At 34.6% G+C, this 8,038-nt stretch carries 4 protein-coding genes; all 4 read left to right on the forward strand.

Features of this window, described 5'->3' with window-relative positions:
* The first annotated feature begins 85 nt into the window (after window positions 1–85).
* Window positions 86–1,153, forward strand: coding sequence for a SusE domain-containing protein (locus tag ACIQ2Z_RS11995; RefSeq protein ID WP_396184397.1), 1,068 nt, complete (start codon window positions 86–88; stop codon window positions 1,151–1,153).
* 69 nt (window positions 1,154–1,222) lie between these two features.
* Entirely contained in the window at window positions 1,223–4,114 is a 2,892-nt protein-coding gene (locus tag ACIQ2Z_RS12000) for an alpha-amylase family glycosyl hydrolase (protein WP_396184398.1), read from the forward strand.
* 108 nt (window positions 4,115–4,222) lie between these two features.
* Window positions 4,223–7,027, forward strand: coding sequence for an AsmA family protein (locus tag ACIQ2Z_RS12005; protein WP_396184399.1), 2,805 nt, complete (start codon window positions 4,223–4,225; stop codon window positions 7,025–7,027).
* Between the two features lie 229 nt (window positions 7,028–7,256).
* The coding region (locus ACIQ2Z_RS12010) for an N-6 DNA methylase (protein ID WP_396184400.1) at window positions 7,257–8,038 on the forward strand (782 nt) is incomplete at its 3' end.

The following is an 8,038-nucleotide window of genomic DNA, read 5'->3' on the forward strand; positions in this document are numbered from 1 at the left end:
CTTCCATCTCAAAGTTTAGCTGTTAATCCAAATTTAACTCAAAACCCTGGTTATTAATCATATTAATTTATAAAATTATTTAAAAATGAAAAATACATTCAAATTTTTATTCGCTTTTATCGCTTTTGCCGGACTTATGTCTTGTGAAGACGAAGAAAACTTCCAAATCCTTGATCCATCAGGGGATTTTGTAATAGTTACACCGGATGCTGGAACAAACATAGTTTTAGATCCAAATTTACAAACAAATCCAAGTATTACTTTAACTTGGTCTGCTGCTGATTATGGAACACCTACTGAAATTCAATATGAAGTTGAATTTGCAGCTGCGGGTACTGATTTCGCAGAACCGGTTGTTGCCGCTTCTACTACAAATACAAATGTAACTTGGAATGTGTTAGAATTTAACGGTGCTGCTGTAGCTGCCGGTTTAACTCCTTTCACAGAGGGTGGTTTAGATATTAGAGTGAAAGCTACTACCGGAACAACAGGAACTCAAGAAAGAATTTCTAATACATTAACCATTTTTGTTACTGCTTTCAGTACAGATTTGCCCACAATCGCTGTACCTGGAAATCACCAAGGTTGGAATCCACCAACAGCACCTAAATTAGCTTCTTCTGGATTTGGGAAAACAGATTATGAAGGTTATATTTGGTTAGATGGAGGTTATAAGTTTTTAGCACCTGATGGTTCTGGTGCTTTCAATTGGGGTAACACCGATTGGGGCGATGATGGTTCTTTCTCAGGTGTTTTAGTTGAACAAGGAGAGTCTGATTGTACTTCATCGGCTGGTTACTATCGAGTAAATGCTAACACAGGAGCTGTAACACCAGATAATCCAAATGGATTAAAGTATTCAACTACATTAACTAATTGGGGAATTATTGGTGCTGCCACTCCGGGTGGTTGGGATGCTAGTACAGCATTGACTTATAATGCCACAACAAAAATGTGGGAAGGTATAGTAGCATTAAGTGCTGGAGAATTTAAATTCAGAGCTAATGATGCTTGGACCATTAATTTTGGAGGAGATCCTGCTGCTATGACTCAAGATGGAAGTAATCTATCTGTTGGTGTTGCCGGTACTTATTTGGTAAAACTTAATTTAAGTAGCCCAAGAGCATACACTTATGAATTAATTGCTCAATAAATTCTTTTTTAAAATAATAAAAAGGGCTGTATATCCTACAGCCCTTTTTTATCATTTAAATTTTCTGCTATGAAAAAATATTATTTCTTAACTTTTTTATTTTCTTTATTTTCAGGATTAGTTTTTGCTCAAGTAACAATTACACCCTCCACGTTTAATGTAACGGATCAAATTACTATTACCGTATCAACAGCCACCCAAGCCTGTAACCTTATGGGGACAAGTCCTACAAAAGTTTACATGCATGCCGGTATTGGCGATGATACAAATGCTTTTAGTTATTCTGTTATTGGAAATTGGGGACAAGATAATGGAGTTGGGCTAATGACAAACAATGGAAATGGAACGTGGTCTATTACCATTACACCAAGTGTCTATTTTGGTTTAAATGGAACACAACAAGCAAATGCAACAAAACTTGGAATGGTTTTTAGAAACGCGAATGGTTCTCAAACCTTAAAATTACCACCATCATGCGGTGATTTTATTTTTAATGTGGGAACTTTTCAGTTAAACTTGACTTCTCCTGTGAATAACAGTTCAACAATCATAAATAGCGGAGGTAGTTTGTTAGTTTCTGCTACAAATACAGGCGGTAATGCCAGTTATGTTTTGAAAGCAAATGGAAATCCCATCAATTCAAATGGAGCTACCGAAAATTATTCCTTTACACATTCAACTATTACTTCAAATCAAAATTACGAGTTGATAGTAACACAAGGAACCAGTACAATTAGAAGAACATTTAAAGTAATTGTAAATCCGGGTACTATTTCTCAAGCAATTCCTGCAGGGATGGAAGATGGTATTAATTATAATGCATCTGATCCAACAAAAGCAACACTGAAGTTAAATGCTCCCGGGAAAGATTTTGTTTATGTGGCAGGAAGTTTCAACAACTGGGAACCGGACGGATCGTATGCCATGAAAAAAGATCCAACAACAAATATTTTTTGGTTGGAATTAACAGGGCTCACTCCCGGTCAAATATATACTTATCAATATTGGGTTGTTGATCAAACACCAGCTACCAATTCACCGGTTTTGGTAAAAACTGCAGATATGTATTCCACATTAGTTTTGTCACCTTATGATGATCAGTGGATTCCTTCTACAAGCTACCCAAATATGCCGGCTTTCCCTCAAGGGCAAGAAAGAGAAGTTACGGTACTACAAACAGCACAACCCGTTTATCCATGGAGTCAAGGTACATTAAATTTTGTAAAACCGAATAAAGATAATCTAGTAGTATATGAAGTTTTAGTAAGAGATTTTGACGCGAATAGAACGTATCAAAATCTAATAGACAGAATCGATTATTTTAGAAATCTAAAAATTAATGCAATTCAGTTAATGCCAATTATGGAATTTGAAGGAAATGAATCGTGGGGATATAACACTGCATTTCACATGGCTCAAGACAAATTTTATGGAACTAAAGACAAACTAAAAGAATTTATTGATTTATGCCATCAAAATGGAATCGCTGTTATTCTCGACGTAGCTTTAAATCATGCATTTGGAAGAAATCCGGGTGTAAGAATGTGGATGAGTGATGCAGATGGAGACGGTTGGGGTCCACCGGCAAGTGATAATCCTTATTTTAATACTGTTGCAAGACACAGTTACAGTGTAGGGGATGATTTTAATCACCAATCAGCTTTGACAAAATATTATACCAAACGAGTAATCAAACATTGGGTAGAGGAGTATAAAATAGATGGATTCCGATGGGATTTAACGAAAGGATTTACGCAGAATTGTACAGGTGGAGATGATGCCTGTACGAATGCATATCAAGCTGATCGTGTGGCTGTTTTAAAAGAATATGCTGATTATTCTTGGTCACTAGACCCAAATCATTATGTGATTTTTGAACATTTAGGGGCAGATAATGAAGAGCAACAATGGGCAAATTATAGAATTAATGAAGGGAAAGGGGTTATGATGTGGGGTGAACTTTGGAATCCTTACAAACAACTTATTAGTGGAAATTCAACAAATGCTGATATAACCAGAATGGGACATGTCAGTAGAGGTTTTACCGGGAAAAGATTATTAGGTTATGCCGAAAGTCATGATAAAGACAGAATTATATATGAAGCAGTAACTTTTGGAAATGGTGGAGGAACCGCTCCTGTTAGTGGAAATTTAAACAATACAATTCCAAGAATGAAAGCAATTGGTGCTACCAGTATTTTAATTCCTGGCCCTAAAATGATTTGGCATTTTCAAGAATTAGGGATGGACGATTCTATTTTTACTTGCTCAGGAGGCAGTTCTGTAAATACAGATTACGATGCTATTCCTGGAGATTGTAAATTAGACACGAAACCTCAACCCCAATGGGTTGAAAATTGGTTAGGCGATGCACTTCGTAATTCAGTTTACAATGCTTATGCAAAATTTATTAGTTTAAAGAAAAATGAACCTGTTTTTAATGGTGATTATTCTATTAGTCCAAATGGCAGTAATATTCGTCAACGAATTTATGTGTTCAATAATTCACTTCCATCTACACAGTTAAAAAATGTAGTTATTTTAGCAAACTTTTCTGTGGCTAGTCAAAATATCACCCCTGATTTTCCTTACACAGGGACTTGGTATGATTTAATGACGGATACTCCAATAAGCGTAACCAGCACAACGGCTCAGATTGCATTAGCCCCGGGAGAGTTTAAAGTTTATGGAAATAGATTGCCAACGCTTAGTGCCGAAACTTTTGAATTGAAAGATGATATTGCTATTGCACCTAATCCAACTACCGAAACATTTTCTGTGACAGTTCCAACTGTAAAAGTTGAAATTTATTCAATTACAGGTCAATTGGTTAAAACATTTCAAAATGATTTTGATACAAATTATCGTTTTGATGTAAGTGATTTGACAAAAGGAATTTATTTTGTGAAAGTAAAAGATCAAAATGACCGTGAAAAATCAATGAAATTGCTTAAAAATTAATATTTGAGTTAGTTAATATGATTATATTGCCATTAAACCCAGCTTTTTAGTTGGGTTTTTAATTTTTTAATATTTTGCTAATTAATAGATTATGAATACTTTCGTAGTATGAATAAATCAGGTAAAAAAAGCGTATTTAAAATAGTTAAAATTGCTGGGATATCCCTGGGAACACTACTGTTATTGCTTTTTTTATTGCCAACAATTTTCCCTGAGACTTTAACAAATCAAGTAAAAAAGTTTGCTAATGAGAAGCTTAATGGAGAATTAAGTTTTAAAGAAACTCACCTGTCCTTTTTTACTCATTTTCCTTCGTTAACCTTATCATTGGATGATTTTTTATTAAAAGGATCTGCACCATTTCAAAAAGACACGCTTATTGCCGCAAAGGAAGTGGCATTTGGTATAAATTTAAAGTCTGTTTTTTTTGATGAAAAAATTAAAATCGATAAAATTTTTATTTCAAAAGGCACTATTTTAATCAAAGTAAACAAAAAAGGAGAGCCTAACTACAATGTTTATGTTTCAGATGAAGCAGAAACTTTTTCTGATTCAATCTCTGCATCTTTAAAGTTGGAACGAATAGATATCAAAAATACTAGGTTAGTTTATGATGATCAATCTACTAAAATTTTAATTAATGCAAAAGGCTTTAATTACCTTGGCAAAGGTGATTTGGATAAAGCAGTTTTTGATTTGAAAACAAAAGCACAAATTGAATCGTTTGATTTTTCATATGATGGTGAACAATATTTGAAAAGTAAAAAAGTAAATGCTTCCCTGATTACCAAAATTAATACCAATTCCCTTGCATTTGTTTTTGAAGAAAATGATTTAAAAATTAATAAACTTCCTGTTGATTTTAAAGGAAAATTTGATTTTCTCAAGGATGGTTACCGCATGGATTTTCTTGTTCAATCGAAGAATGCTAATTTAAACGATTTCTTCACTGCTTTACCACCCGTTTATTTAAAATGGCTCGAGCAAACAAAAATTAAAGGTAAAACAGATTTGCTTTTTCAATTAAAAGGAGATTACAATTCGGCCAATAACAAAATGCCCAACATGCATTTCAATATGAAAGTAAGAGATGGTTTCATTTCTAATCAAGATACGCCCTATCCTGCAGAAAATATATTTTTAAATTTTGATACGAAGTTACCATCGCTTGATCCTGAAAAATTAGTAGTTAAAATAGACTCCATTTATTTTGATGTCGAGAAGGATTATTTTAATGGCAATGTGATTGTGGAAGGGCTTTCGAAACCCAAAATAGATGTACGTGTACGTTCAAAACTTGATCTGGCAAAACTCGATAAAGCAGTAGGACTTAAAGATTTTGGCATTCAAAAGTTACAAGGACTCCTAAACACCACGATTGTTTCTAAAGGAGTATATGATGCAGCGAGCAAGCAGTTTCCCGTGACAAAAGGGAATTTGGAATTAAAAAACGGACTCATTCAAACTGACTATTATCCAACAGCTATTCAAAACATCAATCTTGTTTCCACTATTTCTTCTGCAAATGGAACTTTAAAAGACTTAGAAGTGAAAGTCAGTCCGGCCTCGTTTGTTTTTGAAGGAAAACCATTTTCAGTGGATGCTTCCTTTAAAAATTTCGAAGATATCGCCTATAACATCAAAGCAAAAGGTGAATTGGATATTGAAAAGATCTATAAAGTGTTTTCTCAAAAAGGACTAGATGTCACAGGTTATGTAAAAATGGATGTTGCATTTCAGGGAAAACAAAGCGATGCAACCAATGGAAATTATGGAAATTTAAATAATAAAGGAACAATGGAATTAAGGGAGATTAAAACAACATCCGACTATTTTCCAAAACCTTTTGTGATTAACGAAGGCATTTTTGTTTTTAACCAAGATCAAATGCGTTTTTCTAATTTTAAAGCAACCTACGGACAATCAGATTTTCTTATGAATGGCTCTATGGCTAATGTAATTAATTTTGCATTGTCTGATTCTGAGGTGCTAAAAGGGAACTTTACGGTAAGCTCAAACTACATCAATGTGGATGAATTTATGTCAGAAACACCAATTGCCGAACCAAATACAACAGCAACTGAACCGGAAGCTAGAACAGAAACCGGAGTAATAGTGGTTCCTAAGACATTTGATTTTAAATTAAATGCTTCCGGCAAAAAAATAAACTTTGACGGATTAGCTATTGAAAACTTAAAGGGCAATTTGCTAATCAATAAAGGACGCTTAAAACTTCAAAATAGTAGTTTCAGTTTAATTGGCACTAAAGTAAGCATGAGTGCTGAGTATTATGCCGACAACACTTCCAAAGCCGTTTTTGATTATACAATAAACGCAACAGACTTCGACATTAAACGTGCTTATAACGAAGTGAAAATGTTCAGAGAAATGGCCTCAGCGGCCGAGTATGCTGAAGGAATTATTTCATTGAACTATAAAATTGCAGGTGTTTTGGAAGCGGACATGATGCCAAATTATCCCTCTTTAAAAGGAGGTGGAGATTTGACAGTCAAGCAAGTGAAAATGAAAGGGTTCAAACTTTTTAATGCAGTCAGTAAAAAAACAGATGCCGAAGGCTTAAAAGATCCGGATATTTCAAAAGTGACCATTCAAACAACCATAAAAAATAATATCATTAAAATAGAGCCGTTTAAGTTCAAAGTTGCCGGATTTAGACCAAAAATTCAGGGAGAATCAAGTTTAGACGGTAAATTAAATATCAAAATGCGTTTGGGACTTCCACCTTTAGGGATTATTGGCATTCCAATCAAAATTACAGGTAGCCAAGACAATCCTATTATTGGAGTAGGCAAAAAATCCGAAGATTTAGAGGAAACGGAATATGAGGAAGGAACAAGTCCGATAATTATGCAAGAAACACTACCGTCAGCTGCAAAAGACTCCATTAAATAGCAAAAAACCCACCGATTTTAGGCGGCATTCAAAAGTTTAAACAAGTTTATATTTAATTTTGATACCAATGAATTCGATGATTAATCGGGCTCATTTGGTATAGCTTTGACACTTTTTTCTTTAATTTCCTAAATTTGTAATTCCATCAATTATTCTGACAAAATTCAGGAGGCTATTTGTTTACCAATCAAAAACGATTATCTTTAAAAATTAAATTTTATAAACTACAATGTTCGAACAAACTTTTAAAAATATCGATGATATCCTGCACAAAGATGCAGGTTGTGGGAGTGAATTAGATTACGTAGAGCAAACCTCTTGGGTATTGTTTCTTAAGTACTTGGACGATTTAGAAAAAGATAAAGCTACGGCAGCCGAACTTACAGGAAAAGTTTATAACAACATTATTGCTCCCGAATTTCAATGGAGTGTTTGGGCAGCACCAAAGCTTCGACAAGATCAGCTACCTGATGGACGGTTATCGAGCAAGGTCGAGATAGACCATCATTCAGCATTAACCGGAGATGATTTGGCAGATTTTGTAAATGTTGAACTCTTTCCTTACCTCAAAAAATTTAAAAAGGATGCGGTAAGTGCAGATACCATTGAATACAAAATAGGCGAGATTTTCAGTGAACTGAAAAATCGGATACAATCAGGGTACAATTTGCGTGAAGTCATTAATCGAATCGATGAACTTCGCTTTAGAACCCACGCAGAGAAACATGAAATGAGCCATCTGTACGAGGGTAAAATTAAAAATATGGGTAATGCAGGTCGTAATGGGGGCGAGTATTACACACCAAGACCTTTGATTACTACGATTATAAAAGTGGTGAATCCCCAAATTGGTGAAACCATCTACGATGGTGCAGTGGGCTCTGCAGGATTCTTGTGTGAAGCTTTTGACTATCTCAGGAATAGTAAATCGCTCACCACCAAAGAATCTGAGATTTTGCAAAAAAGCACGTTCTACGGGAAGGAAAAAAAATCCTTGGCTTACATCATTGG

It is taken from the genome of Flavobacterium sp. (assembly GCF_044361015.1).
In the GTDB taxonomy this organism is placed as follows: Bacteria; Bacteroidota; Bacteroidia; order Flavobacteriales; family Flavobacteriaceae; genus Flavobacterium.

Excerpts from the sequence above, each read along its gene's own strand:
- ACIQ2Z_RS11995 (WP_396184397.1), top strand. The coding sequence starts at position 86 with ATGAAAAATACATTCAAATTTTTATTCGCTTTTATCGCTTTTGCCGGA.
- ACIQ2Z_RS12000 (WP_396184398.1), top strand. The coding sequence starts at position 1,223 with ATGAAAAAATATTATTTCTTAACTTTTTTATTTTCTTTATTTTCAGGA.
- ACIQ2Z_RS12005 (WP_396184399.1), top strand. The coding sequence starts at position 4,223 with ATGAATAAATCAGGTAAAAAAAGCGTATTTAAAATAGTTAAAATTGCT.